The sequence below is a fragment of the Nocardia terrae genome (assembly GCF_009760405.1).
Classification (GTDB): Bacteria; Actinomycetota; Actinomycetes; order Mycobacteriales; family Mycobacteriaceae; genus Nocardia; species Nocardia terrae.
The window spans coordinates 1,031,178-1,051,139 of sequence record NZ_WRPP01000003.1 but is presented as its reverse complement, the minus strand read 5'-3'; the positions used below and the strand labels follow the sequence as shown (position 1 = coordinate 1,051,139).

Sequence of the window (19,962 nt, the reverse complement as noted above, 5' to 3'; positions counted from 1 at the left end):
TCAAGCGCACCGCGCGGCGCTGGCTGCTCGAGGCCGACCCCGAAGGACAAGCGGTGCGCCGCAAGGCCGCCGAGGCCGACCGCTACGTCAGCATCTCTGCCGCGGACGACGGTACCGCCGTGGTGGATGCGGTCCTGCCCGCCGCCGGTGGACAAACCCTCTACGAGCGTCTGCGGGAGATGGCCTCGACCCAGGTGTGCGGTTCGGATCCGCGCACCACCACCCAGTGTCGGGCCGATGCCTTGGTCGCCCTCGCCGACGGCACCGGTCGTCTCACCTGCCAGTGTGGTCGGCCCGACTGCCCGCATGCCGAGATCGACGCGACCACCCCCGCACCACGGAAAGTGCTTGTGCAGGTCGGTGTCTCGGCCGAGACTCTGGCCGGGTTGCGCGACAATCCGGCGTTGTTGGCGGGGTTCGGTGCGATCGATGCGGATCTGGCTCGTCAGCTTGCCCGCCATGCCCGCTTCGACATCATCACCGACACCACCACCGCCGCACAGTCAGCTGCCACCCACACCGCGTCCGCGCACACCAGCGAAGCGCACACCCCCACTCCCGAGACCACGGAAGCGGAATTGCGGTACCGGCCCGGAACCCGCGTCGCCGCGCGCGTGCGTGCCCTTGACGGGACCTGCCGTGCCCCGGGCTGTCAGATTCCCGCCGCTGCCACCGATCTCGACCACCAAGAACGCTTCGACCACAACGACCCCGCTGCCGGGGGCCACACCACCGCCGACAATCTCGGGGCCCGGTGTCGTCGCCATCATCGGCTCAAGACCCACTCCGACAACCACCGCAACCAATGGCAGGTCATTCACCACCCGGGGCGGGAGGTCGAATGGGTCACGCCCACCGGCGAATCGGCCACCACCACGCCCGAAGGGGTGCCGTTCCTGTTCCCGACGGTGTTCGTGCCGCCGGTCACCGCTGACGGAGTGCCTGAGGCCGAACCGAGTGGATCGATCTGGGATCCCGGGATCGCGGAATCGGAGATGACCGAGCTGCTGCACGTTTACTACTCTGCCGCGCAACGGCGCGAGGCATTCCGTGCTGCCCGACACGCTCGGCGGGCCCGGCACAACATGTGATTCAGATGCATGAGGTCAGGTAACCCGGGGGAAGACTTCCAGGGCACATGAACTGGCAACGGGATTGCGCATCGATCGGAGGTACCTGAAGTGTGGTCGCCTCGCCTGCCCTACCGGACTTGGGCTGACGCCGGGTTGGGAGCCGTCACCTCACGTCCCGGCCCACGGACTGCACGCATCACCTTCTCGAGACAAAAAACAAAAGACAAAACACAAAAGACACAAACACGCGAGGGTGGGGCTGGAACCGGAGCTGGGGCTTCCAACCCAGCCAGCCCCTCTCCCTCCTACTCAGGGAGTCGCCAGGCCCAGTGGCGCGAGTTTTGTTGCCAGCCGGTCCAGGTAGGCGAGGACGTCTGGTTCGGGCTTGTCGGGGAGGCCGTAGAGGACGTCGGTTACGCCTGCTTCTGCCCAGGTGGCCAGTTGTTCGGGGTTGGGCTTGTAGGCGAGGGCTACTACTCGGGGGGTGCCTTCGCGGCCTGCTTCTTCCCAGTGCTTCATGAGGAGGGAAGTGGAGGCGGAGACGTCGGATTCGTAGGGGGTGGTGATCCAGCCGTCGCCGGAGCGGGCGATCCACTTGAAGGTTTTCTCGGTGCCGCCCGCGCCGATCAGGACGGGGATATGGGACTGGACCGGCTTGGGCCACGCCCAGCTGGGGCCGAAGTTGACGAAATCTCCTGTGTAGGAGGCTTCTTCCTCGGTCCAGAGGGCCCGCATGGCTTCTACGTATTCCCGGAGGACCGTGCGGCGCTTGTTGCCGGGAACGCCGTGGTCGGTGAGTTCGTCGGTGTTCCAGCCGAATCCGGCGCCTAGGGTGACTCGGCCACCGGAGAGGTGGTCGAGGGTGGCGATGGTTTTGGCGAGGGTGATGCAGTCGCTTTCGGTGGGAAGCGCCACGGCTGTGGACAACTCGATGCGACTGGTGACGGCGGCGGCGGTGCCGAGGGCTACCCACGGGTCGAGGGTGCGCATGTAGCGGTCGTCGGGGAGGCTGGCGTCGCCGGTTTGAGGATGGGCGGCTTCGCGTTTGACGGGGATGTGGGTGTGTTCGGGGACGAAGAAGGAGTCGAAGCCGCGGTCTTCGGCGGCTTTGGCGGCGGCCGCGGGGGTGATGTTGCGGTCGCTGGTGAATAGGACGATGCCGAATCTCATGGGGGAGGGGACCTTTCAGAGCTGCTTGGCGGCGGAGACTCCGGCGCGGCGGCCGTAGAAGCTGCCGTCGCCGAGGGAACAACCGGAGGCGTAGCCGCCGGCGCAGATGCCGGAGGTGACTCGGCCTGCCGCGTAGAGGCCGGGGATGGGGTCGCCGGTGACGTGGAGGACTCGGGAGTCCAGGTCGGTGCGCAGGCCGCCGAGGGTGAAACCGCCGGTGTAGCCGCGCAGGTCGTAGGCGCCGAGGGGGGTGCGGATGGGCTTGACCCATTCGGGCTTCTTGTTCAGGAAGGGGTCGTTGCCCTGTTCGGCGTGGTGGTTGTAGAGGCCGATGGTGGACTGCAGGGTGTTTTCCGGCAGGCCCATTTCGGACTCCAGTTCGGCGACCGTCTCGGCTACCCAGGTCGGTGCGACGCGCAGGAAGGACAGGGAGGACTTGGTTTCCATCGCCTCCTCCAGCGCGAGCTCGTCGATCACCAGGTAGGCCTGATTGCCCTGATCCTGCAGGACCGCCTGGCCCATGCGGCCCGCGTAGGTGTCCTCGGTGATGAAGCGCTGGCCGTGACCGTTCACGAGGATGCCGCGTGCCACCAGTTGCGGGTCCACCACCAGGGCGACCTCGGTGGCGTCCATGTGCGCGAGGTCCGCGCCGAGAGCCTGCGCCACCTGGATGCCGATGCCGTCGTGTTCCTCGACGGTGGCGGTGGGGCGGCCGGCGATCTTGGGGGCGAAGCGTTGCACCATCTCGTGGTTGTAGGCGAAGCTGCCCGTGGCCAGGACCACGCCTCGGTTGGCGCGGATGTGGACGGGCTTGCCGTAGCGGGTGGCGGAGACGCCTGCGACGCGGCCGGAGTCGTCGACGATCAGTCGGCGCATGCGGACGTCGTATTCGTGGCGGACACCCAGTTCGTCGGCCTTCTTGGCGAGGGGCTCCATCAGCATGTAGCCGCCGCCCTTTTCGCCGAGCTTCTTGTCCTTGGTCCAGGCCAGGTGGCCGCGCGGGGCGGGCGGGATCTTGTCCTTGAAGGGGGCGGCGTTCTCGCCGCCGGAGAACATAAGGCCCTCGTCGGCGGGGGGCTCGTATCCGGGTTCGCCCCAGAAGACCTCGTTGAACGGGACGCCCTGGGCGACCAGCCAATCGAAGTGTTCGACGCTGCCCTGGCAGTAGTCGTGGATCTTGGCCTTGTCCACGCCGGGGCCCAGGGCGGCGGTGAGGAACGCCTCCATGTTCTCGGGGGTGTCCTCGAAACCGAGCTTGCGCTGCAGCGCGGTGCCGCCGCCCAGGTAGATGAACCCGCCGGACATGGCGGCCGCGCCACCCCAGCCGCCGGTGCGTTCGAGCACCAGGACGTCGGCTCCGGAGCGGGCGGCCTCGAGGGCGGCACAGACTCCGGCGATGCCGAAGCCGACGACCACGACGTCGGCTTCGAAGTCCCAGGTTTCGACCTCACCGGCGGGGAGGGGCCGGACGGTTGGTGTTTCCGCCATGTCTTCGAGTTCCTTACTGCGGGTAGGGATTACTTCTTCTGGTCTTTGGCGAGCGTCTTGCGGATCGCGCCGTCGAGCTTGGTGGCGGACGGCCAGCCGATGTAGTGGGCCAGGAAGACCGCGATCTCACGCAACTGGTCGGCGTCCAGTTCGCCGTTGCGCAGGGCCGCGCCGACCTGGATTTCGGCGATCTCCGCATTGCCCTGTGCGGCAATGACTCCCAGCAGGAGTAGTCGCCGGTCCCGCATGGTCAGGCCGGGGCGGTTCCAGATGTCGGCGAACAGGTGGTCGACGGTGACCTCGTAGAACGGGTCGCCCTTCAGGTTCGGGAGGTCGAAGCCGTAGACCTCCGACATCGTCTTCAGGCCGCGCTGGCGGGTCTCGGAGGGCGCGTGCTCGTCTGTCATTTCTGCTCCTTCGCGATCGGGCCGGGGCCTACGCCGAGGCCGTCACCCAGGTCGTGCAATGCGTGTTGTGCCAGTGGCAGATTCACGTTCAGCCGCTCGGCGAGATCCAGGGCCAGGGCGAGATCCTTTTCGCCCAGATCGCGGACGTGGCCGAGGATGGGGAACCAGAAGTCGTCCGCGGCCACCGGGCTGGTGGTCTTGCGCAGCATGATCGCGCCGGGGCCGCCGGTGTGGGAATCGGAGTGGCGGACCACCTTGCCGAGCTTGGTGATGTCCAGGCCCGCGGCCTCCGCCAGGCGTTGGGCCTCGGCGGCGGCGGTGAAGGCCACGAAGTGGAGTAGGTTGCGGGCCAGCTTCATTCGGGTGCCTGCGCCGACGTCACCGGCGTGGATGACCAGGGAGCCGAAGCGGGCGAAGGGTTCGCGGACGGTGTCGAAGGCGGTGGTGGTGCCGCCCACCATGATGGCCAGCGATCCGCGCTGGGCGGCGGGCGCACCGCCGCTGATCGGCGCGTCGACGAATTCGACTCCGCGCGTGGCGCATTCGGCAGCCAGCTCGATGGCCGTGGTATCGGAAATAGTGGAGTGCACCGCGATGACCGTGCCGGGTTCGGCGGTTTGCAGCAGGCCGTTCACGACTTCGCGGACCTGATCGTCGTCGAGGACCACGACCGAGATGACGGCGCAGCGCTCGGCCACGTCGGCGGGCGAGTTCGCGGTGGTCGCTCCGGCGTCCGCGAAAGGTTTTACCGCGTCCGGTCGCATATCGCACACGACCAGGCCGCCCGGCCAGTCGACCAGGCGTTGGGCCATCGGTGCGCCCATATTGCCGAGGCCGATGAAACCTACGGAGAATTCCGGTGATTCGCTCATGGGCGGAAGACCTGCCCACCGTCGACGTTCAGGACTTGGCCGGTCACCCAGGCCGCGTCGTCGGACAGCAGATACAGGCACGCGCCGACCATGTCCTCGGTGGTGCCGAGTCGCTTCAGCGCCATCTGTTTCACCAGCTGGTCCACGAACTGCTCCGGCACGATGGACCGGGTGGCCTCGGTGTCGGTCGGGCCGGGGGCGATGGCGTTGACACGGATCTTGGAGTGGCCCAGCTCGTGCGCCAATTGCTGGGTCAGGCTGTTGATTCCGGCCTTGGCCAGGCCGTAGAAGCCGGAGTAGGTCCAGGCCGCGGTGGAGGACTGGTTGACGATCGACCCGCCGCCCGCCTTCGCGATGTGCTTGTAGACGGCGCGGGTCATGTTCAGTGCGCCGTCCAGGTTCACGGCCATGAACTTCTTGTAGTAGTCCCAGGGGACGGTCAGCAGGATGTCGAGCTTCATGTCGCCGTAGATGGCGGCATTGTTGACCAGGTGGTGGATGCCGCCGAACTGGGCGACGGTGAAATCCGCGACGGCCTTGGCGGACGCGGGATCGGCCACGTCGACCTGCGCGAAGACGGCGGTACCGCCGTCGGCGGTGATCTGCTTGGCGACGCTCTCGCCCAGCTCGCTGTTGAGGTCGGCGACAACGACTTTCGCGCCCTCGGTGGCGAGAGCCCGCGCGTACGCCGCGCCGATGCCGCGTGCGGCGCCGGTGACGATGATCGACCTGTCGGTGAAACGGCCCATGTCGGTACTCCTCAGCAGCCGGTCGCGATGAGTTTGGTCTCGGTGTATTCCTCGAATCCGAGGAGGCCCATTTCCCGGCCGATGCCGGACTGCTTGTAGCCGCCGAAGGGCGCGTCGGCCGAATACCAGATGCCGCCGTTCACGCTGAGCGTGCCGGTGCGGACGCCCTCGACGACGCGGCGCAGGCGTTCGGGGTCACGGCCCCAGACCGAGCCGGACAGGCCGTAGGGGGAATCGTTGGCGATGCGGACGGCATCGGCGTCGCCGTCATGCGGGATGACGGTGAGGACGGGGCCGAAGATCTCCTCCTGGGCGACAGGGGAGCTGTTGGGCAGACCCGCGATGAGGGTCGGTTCGATGAACCAACCGGCGCCGGTGTCGGGACGCTTACCGCCGGTGACGATGGTGCCGCCTTCCGCGCGGGCGATATCGAGGTAGCGCTCGACGCGGGCTCGCTGGCGTTCGGAAATCAGTGGGCCGCAGACGGTTCCGGGCTTGGCGGGGTCGCCGGGCTTGATATTCGCCAGGGTCTTCGCCGCCGCCTCGACCGCTTGATCGTGGAGTTCCCGCGGCACCAGAAGTCTCGTGCTGATCGCGCATCCCTGCCCGGCATGTACACACACCCCGAACGCCGCGTAGCTCGCGGCCGCCGCGATATCCGCGTCGTCCAGCACGATGAAGGCCGACTTGCCGCCCAGCTCCAGGAAGACTTTCTTCAAAGAGGCTGCCGCCGTGGCCATCACGGTCTTGCCGGTCGCGGTCGACCCGGTGAACGAGATCATGTCGACGCGCGGATCGGAGACCAGCTGGGTGCCCAGGCCGTGGTCGTCGGAGGTGACGATATTGACGACGCCCGCGGGTATATCGGTCTGCTCGGCGAGGATCCGGCCGACCGCAGCCGCGCACCACGGGGTGTCGGGGGCCGGTTTCAGGACGATGGTGTTGCCTGCCGCGAGTGCGGGACCCAGCTTGGCGAAGTTGATCTGATGCGGGAAGTTCCAGGGGGTGATGGCCCCGACGACGCCGATGGGTTCGCGGCGGAGTTTGCGGGAACTCTTGATGCCCATGGGGGATGCGATGCCGAGATCGGTTTCCCACTCGTAGTTTTCGGCCAGATCCGCGAAATAGCCGAGATCGTCGATCGGGCCTTCGAGTTGTGGCCCGCTGGTGAGCATGCGGGGTGCGCCCGCTTCCGCGATGGTGATCTCGCGGAGCTCCTCGATATGACTCCGGAGGGCGTCCCGCAGTTGTCTCAGGCAGGCCGCGCGAAAACCCGGATCGCGCGACCAGTCTGTGGTGTCGAATGCCATCCGCGCCGCCGCGATGGCCGCGTCCATGTCCGCGGCGTCGGCATTGGCGGCATGACCGAGGGTTTCCCCGGTCGCGGGGTTGGCGGTGCTGAACACGCCATTGGCGCTGGGCATCAGCTTGCCGCCGATCAGCAGGTGCGAACCGCCGTCGGGGACGAGATCGCTCGGGCTCATAGGTAGCTCCCATGCTGTCCGGACACGTGTACGGACTATAGGTTCGCGGCTCGGATCCGCGCAAGAACATGTTTCAGTTTGCGGGGTCGGCGCCGCTGTGGGATTCGGGATTCCGTTGTCAGTTGATCCCGTCGCTAGTACCGTACAGACACATGTCCAGCTACGTGTCTCCGTTGCTGGAAATCGTTCGTCAGAGCCGATGAACGCGTTACTGAATACGAGGTGCTGACCCGATGACCGCAGCCTCCGTCGAGCCGCTGCTCTTCGACCCCTACGACTACCGCGTGCACGAGGACCCCTATCCCGTGTACCAGCGCCTGCGCGCCGAAGCCCCGCTGTACCACCATCCGGAACTGGATTTCTGGGCGCTCTCGCGGCACGCCGACGTGGCGGCGGGGTTCCGCGACAATGTGCGGCTCTCCAGCGCGAACGGGGTCTCGCTGGATCCCGCCGCGTGGGGGCCGCACGCGTGGCGCACCATGTCATTCCTGGCCATGGACGATCCGCGGCATGTGCGGCTGCGCAAGCTGGTCTATCAGGGCTTCACGCCCCGGCGAGTGACCGAGATGAGCGAGCGGATCCGCGAGATCACGCTGCGCTACCTCGAACCCGCGCTGGCCGCCGGCGATTTCGATTGGATCGACGCGGTGGCGGGGCAGGTGCCCATGGACGTCATCTCCGAGCTGCTGGGTGTACCCGAGACGGACAGGGCCGAATTGCGCAGGCTCGCCGACCTTTTGGTGCATCGTGAAGAGGGGGTGATGGATGTGCCGGTCGCCGCGATGGAGGCGGCCTTGCAGCTGGCGGGCTATTACAACGGCATGCTCGCCGCCCGCAAGAAGCAGCGTTCCGATGATCTGACCTCGGCCCTGCTGGATGCCGAGGCCGACGGGGACCGGCTGACCGACGAGGAGATCCTCGGGTTCATGTTCCTCATGGTGGTCGCGGGCAATGAGACCACCACGAAACTGCTGGGGAACGCGCTGTATTGGGCGGGCCGCAATCCGCAGCAGTACGCGAAGGTGGCCGCGCATCCCGAGCTGGTCGAGGACTGGGTCGAGGAAACGCTGCGGTACGACGCGTCGAGCCAGATTCTGGCGCGCACGGCCGCCGAGGATCTCGAGTACTACGGGCGCGTCATTCCGGCGGGGTCGAAGGTGCTGCTGCTCGTCGGGTCCGCGAATCGGGACACGGCCGCTTTCCACGATCCGGACAGCTATGACATCGAGCGGGCCGACAAGGGCGGTCTGATCAGCTTCGGTCGTGGCGTGCACTTCTGTCTCGGAGCGCACCTGGCGCGGCTGGAGGCGTCGATCGTGTTGCGGGAGTTCGCGGCTCGGGTGCGGGAGTACGGCATCGGCGCATCCGGTATCCAGCGTGTTCATTCGGTGAACGTGCGCGGGTTCGCGCACCTGCCCGTATCGGTAGAGGTTCGGTGATGGCTCGGTTCGCACCTCATCCGGACCGCCGGCCCGCGATCGTCGCGGGCGCGTCGTCCGGTATCGGAGCCGCTACGGCGGAAGCGCTTGCCGCCCTGGGACATCCGGTCGCGCTGGGAGCGCGGCGGGTGGAGATCTGCGAGACGCTCGCCGAGAAGATCCGGGCCGCGGGCGGTGAGGCCTTCGCGGGACGTCTGGATGTCTCCGACACCGGCTCGGTGGACGAGTTCGTGACCGCCGCCGAGGCCGCGTTGGGTCCCACGGAGATTCTGGTCTCCGGCGCCGGCGATCTGGAATTCGGCAAGGGCTGGGAAATGGATCCCGAGGTGTTCGAATCCCAGGTCCGGGTGCATCTGGTCGGTGCGCAGCGGCTCGCGCACCGGGTGCTGCCCGGCATGATCGAGCGGCAGCGCGGCGACTTCGTGATCATCGGCTCGGACTGCGCCGTGCGGGCCCGGCCCGGCGCGGGCGCGTACAACGCGGCCAAGACCGGTGTGGAGGCGTTCGCCACCCAGCTGCGAATGGAGTTGGAGGGCACGGGGGTTCGGTCCTCGATCGTCCGGCCGGGGCAGACGCTGACCGGGATGGGGATGCAGGCCACGGCCGAGGTAGTGGGGCCGCTGCTGGAGAACTGGGTCAAGTGGGGGTTCGCTCGGCACGCGAATTTCCTGCGGCCCGGGGATCTGGCGGCGGCGGTGACGGCGGTCGTCTCCACACCGCGGGGGTCGCATCTGGTGCTGGTCGAAGTGCAGCCGGAAGCGCCCATAACCGGAGGTCCTCGATGAGACTCGTTGTCGACCTGGATCTCTGCCAGGGGCACGCCGTCTGCCAGGACGAGGCCCCCGAACTCTTCGATGTGCCGAAACAGGGTCAGGTGCGCATTCTCCGCGCTGACCCCGGCGCTGATCTCGAGGCGGCTCGCGCCGCCGTCCGCTACTGCCCGACCCAGGCCCTGTCGCTGATCGACGACAGCGCCGTTGACTAGCGAGGAAGCCGCCATGGCCTGGTCCCGAGACGAACTCGACGAGATGATCCGCCGCTGGGTGGACGAGAACAAACAGTGTGAGGCGCAAGGGGATTGGAAGCCCCTCGACCACTTCTACACCGAGGACGCCACCTACGGCTGGAACTACGGTCCGCAGCAGGAGTTCATGGCCGTCGGACGCGACGAGATCCGCGAGATCGCGCTCGGCCAGGAGATGTTCGGACTGGAGGGCTGGACCTACCCGTATCAGGAATTCGTGGTCGACGAGCGCAGCGGGTCGGTCATCGGATTCTGGAAGCAGGTCAACGAGCAGCAGCGGCCGGACGGGCGGCCGTATTCGCCGGAAGGCATCGGCGGCAGCTGGTTCCGCTACGCCGGTGACTACCAATGGAGCTGGCAGCGCGACTTCTTCGACTTCGGCAATGTGACAGCGCTCTTCGTGGAGATGATCTCCGCCGATGCGCTGTCGTCCGGCATGCGCAAGCGCATGGAACGGGCCATGTCCGGCCAGCCGCTGCCCGGCTGGTACCCGATCGGAAAGGGGCCGGTGCCCCTGTGGTGAACAGCAGATACGAATCGCTGACCAGATCCGAACTGGCCCTGCTGGTTCCGGAACTGCTGCTGTGCGGGCACCTCATCGATCGATCGGGCATGGCGCACGTGCTCGGCGCGCTCGGCCGCGCGGGCATGACGGCGGTGGCCATCGACGAATGGCGGCTGGCCAGCCCGGTGTACACGCGGCGGATGCGCAGGGCGCTCGGGATCACCGGGGACGGCGTGGACGCCATCTTCAAGGGATTCCAGCTGGATATCGGTGCGCCACCGCAGTTCATGGACTTCCGGTACCGGGTGATCGATCACGATCACGGGGAGTTCCATCTGGACCACTGCGGCGCGCTGGCCGATGTGGAGCCGATGGGGACCGAGTTCGTGGTGGCCATGTGTCACGACATCGAGGACCCGACCTTCGACGCGACCGCGCTGGCCACCAATCCCTACGCGCGGGTGCGGCCGGTGCATCGGCCGCCCCGGCAGCCCGCGGATCGAAAGCCGGTGTGCGCGTGGACGGTCACCATCGATCCGGCACACGAGCCGCCCGCACCGGTGGATGGCGCGGAACTGGTCTCCGGATCGCAGGCCGCCGGTACCGTGCTGTCGCCGATCGATCCGGAAGACGAAGGGCTGGCCGACTATTCGGGGCCGCTGCTCAGTGACCTCAGGTTCGGGGACTTCTCGCGCTCGGCGCTGATCCGGATCGCGGACGAGGTGAGCCTGCAGCACCACCTGCTCACGCTCGGGTATCGGGCGGCGGTCGAGATGCGGACGAAACCCGAAGTGGCGGTCGATATCCTGCGCAAGCAGTTCACCGGGATCGCGGGGCTCACCGCGGAACGGCTGCGGGCGGCACTGGGGCTCGGCGATGATTTCGCGTCGCTGGCCAAGGTGCTGCGGATGCATCCGGCCCTCAATCCGGCCGCCTATGTGGATATCGATGTCTCCAGTGAGACCGCGGCCGGTGAGCAGGTGGTGGAAATCCGCATCGGCCGGGCCTGCGGTGCCGAGGATGACGGGGCCTGGACGTCTCTGATCGACGCCGATCATCTCGAGCCGCTCGACGCGCTCGTGCGCGGGGTGAATCCGCGGTTCTTCTGCCGTGTGCGAGATGTCTCCGACTGCGCGCTGACCATCGAAATCCGCCGTGCGGACCTGCCTTTCCGCACCGCCGACGAGGTCGCCATCACCCACTTCAGCTCCGGGGCGGGCTTCGTCTTCGCCGATCGGGGCGCCCCGCTACCGCTCACCGTCCTGTAATCGAAACAACCGGGAGTAAACGGCCATGGCGTGTAATTTCGCCGACCTGTACGAACACTCGGCCGATGCGGTGCCGCACCGGACCGCCGTCCTCGCGGGTGGGCGGCGGCTCACCTTCGCCGAACTCGACGCCCGCGCCAACCGGCTGGCCCATCACCTGGCCGCGGCGGGGGCGCGACCGGGGACGCATATCGGGTTCCACATGCACAACAGCATCGAGACGCTCGAAACATTGTTGGGCTGCTACAAGATTCGCGCGGTGCCGGTCAATATCAACTATCGCTACCGGGCCGAGGAGCTGCGGTACGTCTACGACAATGCCGACCTCGAGATGGCGGTGCACCACCGCTGCTACGCGCCGCTCATCGAGGAGATCCGGCCGCGGCTGCCGAAGCTGCGGCACACGCTGGTGGTCGAGGACGACCAGGGTGGGGCGGGGGCGGCCAGCGAATCCGTCCCTTACGAACAAGCCCTCGAAAGCGGTTCGCCGGAACGGGATTTCGGACCGCGCTGCGCCGATGACCACTTCATCATGTACACCGGCGGCACCACCGGCCTGCCCAAGGGCGTCATCTGGCGGCAGGAGGACATGTGGCGGGTGCTGGGCGGCGGGATCGACTTCTACACCGGGGAGCCCGTCGCCGACGAATTCCAGCAGTCCCGCATGGCCGCCGCGAACGACTCGCCCATGACCTGGTTCGTGCTGCCGCCGCTCATTCACGCCGCCGCCATGATGCCGACCTTCACCGCGCTGTGGTCGGGCAACGCGGTGCTGTTCCAGCCGCGTTTCGATCCTTACGAGGTCTGGCGGGAGGTGGCCGAGAAGCGGCCCCACGTGCTGGTGGTGACCGGTGACGCCATCGCCCGTCCGCTGGTGGACGCCTACCGGGCCGCGCCGGTCGACGCGTCGTCGCTGATCTCCATCGGCTCCGGGGCCGCGCAGCTCACCCAGCCGGTGAAGAACGCGCTGCTGGAACTGTTTCCGAACACGCTGGTCACCGAGTCCATCGGATCCTCCGAAACCGGTTTCGGGGGTATCGGTTTCGCGCAGCAGGACGACGATCCGGCGCGGGCGCCGCGGGTGCGTACCGGACGCGGGGCGCTGGTGGTCGACGACGGCGGGCATCCGGTCGCGCCGGGCGGGGAGGGCTGGGTGGCGAAGACCGGGAACGTGCCCATCGGCTACTACAAGGATCCGGTCAAGACCGACAAGCTGTTCCGGACCGTGGACGGCGTGCGCATGGTCATCACCGATGATCGGGCGCGGGTGGAGCCCGACGGATCGGTGACCCTGATCGGGCGCGGAAACATGGTCGTCAACACCGGGGGCGAGAAGGTCTTCCCCGAGGAGGTCGAGGCCATCCTCAAAGCGCATCCCGCCGTGTACGACGCGGTGGTCATCGGGGTGCCGCACGAGCGGTGGGGGCAGCTGGTGGCGGCCGTGGTGTCGGCGGCCGACGGCGCGATCGACTTCGACGACGTCGAGCGGTATGTGCGCGAGCACCTCGCGGGATACAAACTGCCGCGGCGGATCTGGGTGGCCGAGACGGTGTCCCGAACGCCCAGCGGCAAGCCCGACTACCGGTGGGCCAAGTCCTATGCGGCCTCCCGCGAACCCGATCGGATCCCGGTGAGTGGGGAAACTCGATGAAACCACCGATGGACGTGAGTGAAACCTGTTCTAATTCTGAGATGGTAGAGGCGCACTCCGTACTCGGCGAACAGGTCCGCATGCCGGTCGAGATCCGCCGGGCCGACGCCTGCTCGGCGCTGTTCCTCGCCGACGTCTCCGCTGCCCGTGAGCTGCTCGCCGATGCCGGGCTGGCGCCCGTGACGATGTTCGGAAAGGCAGTGCTCTCACTGGCTTTCGTGCGATATGTGGACGGGGACCTCGGGCCGTATCACGAATTCGCGTTCTCGCTCATGGCCAAGCAGCCGGGGCGCAAGAACAGCACCGGAGCCTACATCCACTGGCTACCGGTGAATCAGAGCTTCACTTGTGAAGCGGGGCAATCGATCTGGGGCTTCCCGAAGCTGATCGCCGATATCGACATCACGCCCGACGGGCACGGACATCGGTGCGAAGTACGCGTCGACGGGCAGTTGGTGATCGCGCTGCGGGTCGCCGACGGGTTCCCGATGCCCGGAGGTGCGGGCGGTGCGTCCATCGATGCCTACACCTGGCGTGACGGGATCCTGCGTCGTACGCCCTGGGTGATGAATCCCGGTGCGGTGCGCGGGCGGCCCGGCGGTAGCCGGGTGGAGCTCGGCACTCACCCCGTCTCCGACCAGTTGCGTGCGCTGGGACTGCCCAGGGCCGCTCTCTTCTCCAGCCGAATCGGTGTGCTGCGCATGACCTTCGCGGACGCCGCCACGGTATTGCAAACCCGGGAGGTGCGATGAGCACAGCACTCGTCACCGGAGCGGCCAGCGGCATGGGCCGCATCGTCGCGCAACGTCTCGCGGCCGCGGGGTGGGATGTGGCCGCGGTGGACATGAACGCCGCCGGGCTGGCCGACACCGCGCTGCGATCGCCGAACATGCACACCTACACCTGCGACGTGTCCGATCCGGGACAGGTCCGCGCGGTCGTCGACAAGGTGCGGTCCGAGCTCGGCGTGATCGATCGCCTGGTGCACGCCGCCGGCATGTGCCATGTGCACGCCTCCGCGCTGGACCACGATGTGGCCCAGATCCGGAAGATGATGGACGTCAACTACATCGGGACCGTCAACCTGTGCCAGGCCGTCATTCCGGCCATGAAGCAGGCGGGCGCGGGGACGGTCGTGCTGTTCGCCTCGCTGGCGGGCTGGCTGCCCTCGCCGGGAATGGCCGGATATACGGCCTCCAAGCATGCGGTGATCGGGTTCGCGGACAGCCTCTCCTACGAGCTGGAGGGCAGTGGAGTACGGCTGCTCGTGCTGTGCCCGCCCATGGTGGAGACGCCGTTCCTGGAGACGGTCCGCAAGGAGAACGCCAGCGTGCTCGGCAACGAGGGCGGGGTGGCGACACCGGAGAGCATTGTGGACGCGCTGGAAAAGGCGCTGGCGAAGCCGAAGTCGGCGCTGTACGTCTTTCCCGGCCAGGCTCGACCGGCGTACTTCATGCGGCGATTCCTGCCCGGTGTCGCCCGCGCCATCATCAGGCGCTCGATCCATCCCGTCGAGTAGCCCACTGTGCTGGATGTCGGCAAGTGCTCCGATCGGCATCCATCCGGCGCTGGGTAGCCGAGGCTCTGCGGCTGCCCAGCGCCGACTGCATTTCGCGAGAAACCCGGCTACCAACCGGCAATAATTCAGTGGCGCGATACCTCCCCACCAGGCAGTCTGGGCTGTCTGCACTGCTCGAGCATCTGATTCGAGAGGGGATGGATGAGTTCGCGCACATCCGCTGTGATGCTGGTTCTGCGCTATTACGGCCGGGAGATGTCCCGGCGCAAGGCGATCACGGCCCTGGGCATGCTGGGACCGGCCCTCGGAAACACCTGTCAGCTCTATATCGCACCACTGCTGGTGGCCATGCTCGTCGGCAAGGTGGCCACCACCGGCGACTCCTCGTTCGGCGCGCTCGCGCCCTACGTCCTGGCGTTCGCCGGCGTCCTGACCCTGTCGGAAGTGTTCTGGCGTATCGGAATCCACTTCCTGAACCGGCTCGACGCCTACGGTATCGAGAGCCTCTACAACATCGCCATGGACGAGCTGCTGGCCAAGGACACGGCGTTCTTCCACAACAACTTCGCGGGCTCGCTGACCAAGCGGTCCCTGAGCTTCGCGACCCGGTTCGAGGAGTTCGCCGACACCTTCGCCTTCGAGATCGTCTCCGCGCTGGTGCCGATGGGCTTCGCCTGCGTGGTCCTGTGGCGTTATGACCCGATGCTGGTCGTGACGCTGGTCGGGCTGATCGCGCTGTGCGGGTTGATCGTCACGCCCCTCATCCGGCGTCGGCAGCGGCTGGTCGACGAGCGGGAGGAGGCCGTCGCGCTGGTGTCCGGGCACGTCGCCGACAGCCTGTCGAACATGCAGGCCGTCCGGGCCTTCGCGGCCGAACCACAGGAGGCGGCCGAACACCGGCGGCGCGTGGACGGGCAGCGCAAGAAGACGCTGCGGTCGTGGGACTACAACAACCTCTACATCGACACCGCGGTCATGCCGCTCATGGTGATCGTGAACGTGCTCGGACTGCTGATCGCCCTGGGCATCGACGGCGGCCACGCCTCGGTCGAGGTGATCATCGTGGCGTTCACCTACTACTGGAACGCCACCGGGATCATGTTCCGGTTCAACCAGATCTACCGACGGCTGGAGAGCTCCACCACCGAGGCCGCGCAGTTCACCGAGCTGCTGCGGGAATCGCCGACGGTGCTGGACGTGGCGGATCCGGAACCCTTGCGGCCCAATGGGTCCGGCATCCGGTTCGAGCGGGTGGACTTCGCGCACGCGGGTGCGCCGCCGCTGTTCCGGGGGCTGGATCTGGAGGTGCCCGGCGGATCGCGGATCGGGCTGGTCGGGCGTTCGGGCGGCGGCAAATCCACGATCACCCAGCTGCTGCTGCGCATGATGGACATCGACGGCGGTGCGATTCGCATCGGCGGGCAGGACATCTCGCGGCTGAAGCAGAGCGATCTGCGCAGCCTGATCGCGTACGTGCCACAGGATCCGGCCATGTTCCACCGGACGCTGAGCGAGAACATCCGTTTCGCGCGACCGGATGCCACCGACGAGGAGGTACGGCGGGCCGCGAAGGCCGCGCACGTCACCGAGTTCTCGGACTCCTTGCCCGAGGGCATGGACACGCTCATCGGCGAGCGCGGCGTGAAACTGTCCGGCGGGCAGCGCCAGCGGGTCGCGCTCGCTCGCGCCATCTTGCGCGACGCTCCCATCCTGCTGCTGGACGAGGCCACCAGCGCCCTCGACTCCGAGAGCGAACTCCTTGTGCAGCAGGCGCTCTGGGAGCTGATGGAAGGGCGTACGGCACTGGTGGTCGCGCACCGGCTGAGCACGGTCGCCGATATGGATCGGCTGATCGTGCTCGATCGCGGGCGGATCGTCGAACAGGGCAGCCACGAGGAGCTGCTACGGGCCGAGGGCACGTATGCGCAACTGTGGCGGCACCAGAGCGGCGGATTCCTCGGAGAGGATAAGGGGGTTTGGGGGCCCAGCCCCCAAACTTCCTCCCTCTTGTAAAAGGGTTATTTCCCTTGGAAATTCGGCTTCCGCTTCTCGGCGAAGGCGCGAGGGCCCTCCTTCGCGTCTTCGCTGCGGAAGACCGGCAGACCGACCTTGGCGTCGATCTGGAACGCCTCTTCCTCGTGCATGCCCTCGGTGTCGCGAATGACCTTGAGGATCGCCTGCACGGCCAGCGGGCCGTTGTTGTTGATCAGCTCGGCGATCTCCAGGGCCTTGTCCAGCGCGGTGCCGTCCGGCACCACGTGACCGATGAGCCCGAAGTTCAGCGCCTCCGCGGCGGTGATGTGGCGGCCGGTCAGCAGCAGTTCCGCCGCGACGGTGTACGGGATCTGACGCGGCAGCCGCACTGCCGAGCCGCCCATCGGGAACAGGCTCCACTTCGCTTCGGACACACCGAATTTGGCGCTCTCGCCCGCGATGCGGATATCGGTGCCCTGCAGGATCTCGGTGCCGCCCGCGATGGCCGCGCCCTCGACCGCCGCGATCAGCGGCTTGGTCAGGCGGCGGCCCTTGAGCAGACCCGGCATGCGGGACGGGTCGAAGGCCGAGCCCTCCGCCATGCCGTCGCTCGGGTTGCGCTTGTTCATGGCCTTGAGGTCCGCGCCCGCGCAGAACGCGCCGCCCGCACCGGTGAGGATGCAGGAGCGGATCTCCGGATCGTTGTCGACGGTGTCCCACGCCTCGGTCATGATGGCCAGCATCTCGCCGGTCAGGGCGTTCTTGGACTTGGGCCGGTTCATGGTGACGATCAGCGTCGCGCCCCGCTTCTCGACCAGAGCGTGCGGTTCGGTGTTGCTACCCGTTTCAGCAGTCGTCGCTGCGGTCATCGCCGACCCCTTTCTTCCAACTTCTGAGCTGATTCCGGCACGAAACTACCCCGCACCGTTGTCCTGAACAATAACGTGTTCTAGTTTGGATCATGGTGACCGCCGTCACGGGCGGCAAGTACTGGAGAGAGTCCCATGAGCACAACGAGCAAGGCGAAGCTTCCGCCCCGCGTCACGGAATCCCTCATCGATCGGCTGACCGCCATGGTGACGGCCGGCAAGGCGGGCGAGGCTCGCGAGCCGTTCGAGATGATCGAGGTCTACACCGGTGACGTCGTCGGCTACCTGCCGCAGTCCTCGCCCGAGGACGTGAAGGCCGCCGCCGAGATGGCGCGCGCCGCCCAGAAGGAATGGGCCGCACGGCCGCTCGCGGACCGGCTCGCGGTGTTCGAGCGCGCGCACGAGTTGATTCTCTCCGAGATCGAGACGCTGGCGGATCTGATCCAGATCGGGTGCGGCAAGGCGCGTCGCATGGCCATCGAGGAGGCCTGCGATACGCCGATGGTCATCGCGCACTACCTCAAGACGGCGGCGAAGACACTCAAGCCCAAGAAGCGCTCCGGGCCGATGCCGGTGATCACCTCCTCGACCGAGGAGCATCGGCCCAAGGGCGTTGTCGCGGTCATCGCGCCGTGGAACTTCCCGTTCGCCATCTCCATGTCCGATTCCACCCCGGCGCTCATCGCGGGCAACGGCGTGATCATGAAGCCGGACAACAAGACCGCGCTGTGCACCCTGTACGGCATCGAACTGCTGCACAAGGCGGGCCTGCCGCGCGGGCTGGTCCAGGTGGTCTGCGGCGGCGGCCCCGACGTCGGACCCACCCTCATCGACAATGTCGACTTCGTCATGTTCACCGGCTCCACCGCCACCGGACGCACCATCGGCGAACAGGCCGGGCGCAACCTCATCGGCTGCAGCCTCGAGCTCGGCGGCAAGAACCCGATGATCGTGCTCGACGACGTCAACCTCGACGAGGCCATTCCGTCGGCCATCTTCGCGGTGTTCGGCAACACCGGCCAGGCGTGCATGCACATCGAGCGCATCTATGTGCACGAGCGGGTCTACGACGAGTACCTGCGCCGATTCGTCGCCGCCGCAGAGGAGCTCGGTAAGAAGATGGGCGCGAGCTACGACTTCGAACCCGAAATGGGTTCGCTGGTCTCGGTGGACCATATGAAGCGCGTCGCCGCCCACGTCGACGAGGCCCGGGAGAAGGGCGCGACCGTGGTCACCGGCGGCAACCCGCGCCCCGACATCGGACCCGCGTTCTTCGAGCCGACCGTGCTCACCGGCGTCACCAAGGACATGGCCCACGCCACCATGGAGACCTTCGGGCCCGTGGTCAGCATCTACAAGTACGGCTCGGTGGACGAGGCCGTGGAGCTGGCCAATGACACCAGCTACGGCCTCAACGCCAGCATCTGGACCGGAAACATCGAGCGCGGTACGCGTCTGGCGGAGCGCATCGAGTCCGGAGCCATCAATATCAACGACGGCTTCGTCACCAGCTACGCGGCCAAGGGCACCCCGTCGGGCGGCGTGAAGCAGTCCGGCGTCGGGACCCGCCACGGTGCGGCCGGGCTGCTGAAGTACACCGACACCATCAATATCGGGGTGCAGAAGAAGCAGATCATGGCCGCGCGGGCGTCCATGCCGTACGAGAAGCAGCTCAAGTCGACGCTGGTCACGCTGCGCCTGATGCGCCGCCTGCATCTGGGCTGAGAAGCGCTGCGCTGCAACGGGTCCCCGTCATTCGGCGGGGACCCGTTGTCGTTATCGCTGCGCGGTCAGGCTCAGCTTCGCCACCCCGATGATGTGCGAGCCCATGCTGAAGGACGCCACCGTCGGCGTGGTGCCGGCGGGCAGGTCCATGCTCGCCGTATCCAAAGCCAGGACCGAGATCTCGTAGTGGTGCGGCTTGTCGCCGGCCGGCGGGCAGGGGCCCAGGTAGCCGGGGACGCCCGCGTCATTGGTACCCGCGACACCCGCGGCTCCCGACGTGAAATCCTTTGCGGTGGAGGGAATGTCCCAGTTCATCCAGTGCCAGAAGCCCGCGCCGGTCGGGGCATCGGGATCGAACATGGTGACCGCGAAGCTCTTCGCGCCCGCGGGCGCTCCGGTCCAGGCCAGGTGCGGGGCGCGGTTGGCGGCGGTGCAGCCGAAGCTGCCCGCGTAGAAGTCGGCGGGGAAGGACGTGGTGGCGTCGGCGGTGGTCACGGTGAACCGGGCCGCTGTGGCCGGGACTACGGGGCGAACCTGGACCGATGCGGGGGTGCTCGTGGTGGTCGTCGAATCCTTGTCGCTGCCGCAGGCGGTCAGCCCGGCCAGGGCCGCCACGGCGAAGATGCTGGAAGCGATGCGTGCGGTGCCGTTCATGGCGGTCCTCCTCGGTATTTCGAATGGCAAGAAGAGAATCTCGAAATGCGGGCCCGGCTGGGAGATCCTCCGCAGCCTGGTACGCCGCGTG

At 67.3% G+C, this 19,962-nt stretch carries 19 protein-coding genes; 11 read left to right on the top strand and 8 right to left on the bottom strand.

Features of this window, described 5'->3' with window-relative positions:
• Window positions 1-1,091 (top strand): HNH endonuclease signature motif containing protein (locus tag GPX89_RS20195; RefSeq protein WP_157389061.1); only part of this gene is annotated, 1,091 nt, incomplete at its 5' end.
• 291 nt (window positions 1,092-1,382) lie between these two features.
• Here GPX89_RS20195 and GPX89_RS20190 read toward each other — a convergent pair.
• From GPX89_RS20190 to GPX89_RS20165, 6 genes are read right to left on the bottom strand one after another with little or no spacing between them, the layout of a single operon-like run.
• Window positions 1,383-2,243, bottom strand: a complete 861-nt coding sequence (locus GPX89_RS20190; protein ID WP_157389060.1) for an LLM class F420-dependent oxidoreductase — start codon at window positions 2,241-2,243, stop codon at window positions 1,383-1,385.
• A gap of 15 nt (window positions 2,244-2,258) precedes the next feature.
• Window positions 2,259-3,731: an FAD-dependent oxidoreductase gene (locus tag GPX89_RS20185; RefSeq protein WP_157389059.1), complete on the bottom strand. Its 1,473-nt coding sequence runs from the start codon at window positions 3,729-3,731 to the stop codon at window positions 2,259-2,261.
• A 29-nt stretch (window positions 3,732-3,760) separates the two neighbouring features.
• Window positions 3,761-4,138, bottom strand: coding sequence for a carboxymuconolactone decarboxylase family protein (locus tag GPX89_RS20180; protein ID WP_157389058.1), 378 nt, complete (start codon window positions 4,136-4,138; stop codon window positions 3,761-3,763).
• A complete protein-coding gene (locus GPX89_RS20175; protein ID WP_157389057.1) occupies window positions 4,135-5,010 on the bottom strand; it encodes an NAD(P)-dependent oxidoreductase in 876 nt (291 codons plus the stop codon). Before GPX89_RS20175 ends, GPX89_RS20180 begins: the two co-directional genes overlap by 4 nt.
• Entirely contained in the window at window positions 5,007-5,759 is a 753-nt protein-coding gene (locus tag GPX89_RS20170; protein ID WP_157389056.1) for an SDR family oxidoreductase, read from the bottom strand. Before GPX89_RS20170 ends, GPX89_RS20175 begins: the two co-directional genes overlap by 4 nt.
• Window positions 5,760-5,770: 11 nt before the next feature.
• Window positions 5,771-7,243 (bottom strand): aldehyde dehydrogenase, encoded by a 1,473-nt coding sequence (locus tag GPX89_RS20165; RefSeq protein ID WP_157389055.1) that lies wholly within the window; start codon window positions 7,241-7,243, stop codon window positions 5,771-5,773.
• 233 nt (window positions 7,244-7,476) lie between these two features.
• Between GPX89_RS20165 and GPX89_RS20160 the strand changes: the two genes are divergently transcribed.
• The 9 genes from GPX89_RS20160 (at window position 7,477) to GPX89_RS20120 (ending at window position 16,662) form a co-directional block, all read left to right on the top strand.
• Window positions 7,477-8,682, top strand: a complete 1,206-nt coding sequence (locus tag GPX89_RS20160; protein ID WP_157389054.1) for a cytochrome P450 — start codon at window positions 7,477-7,479, stop codon at window positions 8,680-8,682.
• On the top strand, window positions 8,682-9,467 hold the full coding sequence (locus tag GPX89_RS20155) for an SDR family oxidoreductase (protein WP_157389053.1): 786 nt from the start codon (window positions 8,682-8,684) through the stop codon (window positions 9,465-9,467). Before GPX89_RS20160 ends, GPX89_RS20155 begins: the two co-directional genes overlap by 1 nt.
• Window positions 9,464-9,667 carry a ferredoxin gene (locus GPX89_RS20150; RefSeq protein ID WP_157389052.1) on the top strand — a complete coding sequence of 68 codons (204 nt, stop codon included), beginning with the start codon at window positions 9,464-9,466 and terminating at the stop codon, window positions 9,665-9,667. Before GPX89_RS20155 ends, GPX89_RS20150 begins: the two co-directional genes overlap by 4 nt.
• Before the next feature lie 13 nt (window positions 9,668-9,680).
• Complete coding sequence (locus GPX89_RS20145; RefSeq protein ID WP_157389051.1) at window positions 9,681-10,229, top strand: nuclear transport factor 2-like protein; 549 nt, start codon at window positions 9,681-9,683, stop codon at window positions 10,227-10,229.
• Window positions 10,223-11,479, top strand: coding sequence for a hypothetical protein (locus GPX89_RS20140; protein WP_328602055.1), 1,257 nt, complete (start codon window positions 10,223-10,225; stop codon window positions 11,477-11,479). Before GPX89_RS20145 ends, GPX89_RS20140 begins: the two co-directional genes overlap by 7 nt.
• A 25-nt stretch (window positions 11,480-11,504) precedes the next feature.
• Window positions 11,505-13,130 (top strand): acyl-CoA synthetase, encoded by a 1,626-nt coding sequence (locus GPX89_RS20135; RefSeq protein WP_157389050.1) that lies wholly within the window; start codon window positions 11,505-11,507, stop codon window positions 13,128-13,130.
• 41 nt (window positions 13,131-13,171) lie between these two features.
• Window positions 13,172-13,882, top strand: coding sequence for an acetoacetate decarboxylase family protein (locus tag GPX89_RS20130; protein WP_157389049.1), 711 nt, complete (start codon window positions 13,172-13,174; stop codon window positions 13,880-13,882).
• Window positions 13,879-14,649: an SDR family NAD(P)-dependent oxidoreductase gene (locus GPX89_RS20125; RefSeq protein ID WP_157389048.1), complete on the top strand. Its 771-nt coding sequence runs from the start codon at window positions 13,879-13,881 to the stop codon at window positions 14,647-14,649. The genes GPX89_RS20130 and GPX89_RS20125 overlap by 4 nt, the downstream gene beginning before the upstream one ends.
• A gap of 201 nt (window positions 14,650-14,850) precedes the next feature.
• Complete coding sequence (locus tag GPX89_RS20120) at window positions 14,851-16,662, top strand: ABC transporter ATP-binding protein (protein WP_235947527.1); 1,812 nt, start codon at window positions 14,851-14,853, stop codon at window positions 16,660-16,662.
• A 5-nt stretch (window positions 16,663-16,667) separates the two neighbouring features.
• Here GPX89_RS20120 and GPX89_RS20115 read toward each other — a convergent pair whose 3' ends face one another.
• Window positions 16,668-17,492, bottom strand: coding sequence for a crotonase/enoyl-CoA hydratase family protein (locus GPX89_RS20115; RefSeq protein WP_157389047.1), 825 nt, complete (start codon window positions 17,490-17,492; stop codon window positions 16,668-16,670).
• A gap of 135 nt (window positions 17,493-17,627) precedes the next feature.
• On the opposite strand from GPX89_RS20115, the gene GPX89_RS20110 reads away from it, so the two are divergent.
• Window positions 17,628-19,217 (top strand): succinic semialdehyde dehydrogenase, encoded by a 1,590-nt coding sequence (locus GPX89_RS20110; protein ID WP_157389046.1) that lies wholly within the window; start codon window positions 17,628-17,630, stop codon window positions 19,215-19,217.
• A 51-nt stretch (window positions 19,218-19,268) separates the two neighbouring features.
• Here the strand turns inward: GPX89_RS20110 and GPX89_RS20105 are convergent, their stop codons facing one another.
• Window positions 19,269-19,871, bottom strand: a complete 603-nt coding sequence (locus GPX89_RS20105) for a YbhB/YbcL family Raf kinase inhibitor-like protein (protein WP_157389045.1) — start codon at window positions 19,869-19,871, stop codon at window positions 19,269-19,271.
• Window positions 19,872-19,962 lie beyond the last annotated feature (91 nt).